We start from the raw sequence: 760 nt of genomic DNA on the forward strand, positions 1-760 counted from the left end.
CAAGACTCGCCCGCTGCGCCGCAGCAGGGATTTCAGCCTGCGCAGCTCTCGCGGCTTTGCATACGTGGACGGCAGGGCGCGGGAGCGGAACCGTTCGCCGTCTAGTTTGTCTATGGGGGCGTCCATTCCGGACATGCCGAGGACACCGGCGTCCAGGGCCTCGTCCAGCAGTTCGGCCATCTTCTCCAGCTCGGCCTCGGTGGGCCGCACCGCGGCGTCGGTGGCCCGATCAAGTCCCAGCACCGCGGTCCGCAGGTCCGAATGACCAAGCAGTGAACCGATATTGGGACCCAGCGGCAGGGCGTCGATCGCCTTGATGTACTCCGCGGCCGTCGACCACGTTCGGTTGGAATCCAGTGCGCCGAAGACGTATTCGTGCGGCACCGCCTCCACGCGGCTGAACAGGTCGGCGGCGTCTTGGGAATCAGCGTAGACCGTCGACAACGAGCAGTTGCCCAGCAGCACCGTGGTGACGCCGTGGCGCACCGACTCGCGTAGCCCGGGATCCAGCAGCACCTCGGCGTCGTAGTGGGTGTGTACGTCGAGGAAGCCGGGCACCACCCACTTGCCGGCCGCGTCGATCACCTCGGGGCACCCGGTCTCATCCAGCGACTGGGTGGACACGGTGGCCACGACGCCGTCGCGAATGCCGAGCGTGCGCGTCAGGGGCGGGCAGCCCGTCCCGTCGAGCGCCCGCGGGCTGATCGCGGCGACACGGCCGTCGCGGATCCCGATATTGCGGATCGCCGATGGCGCGCCG

The 760-nt window shown here is 68.8% G+C and carries 1 protein-coding gene; it reads right to left on the minus strand.

Features of this window, described 5'->3' with window-relative positions; genetic code table 11:
• Nucleotides 1-744, minus strand: a 744-nt coding sequence (locus A5686_RS21815) for an amidohydrolase family protein (RefSeq protein ID WP_156750189.1), incomplete at its 3' end; no start/stop codon positions are given.
• Nucleotides 745-760 lie beyond the last annotated feature (16 nt).

Source organism: Mycobacterium sp. E2479 (assembly GCF_001667925.1).
Taxonomy (GTDB): Bacteria; Actinomycetota; Actinomycetes; order Mycobacteriales; family Mycobacteriaceae; genus Mycobacterium.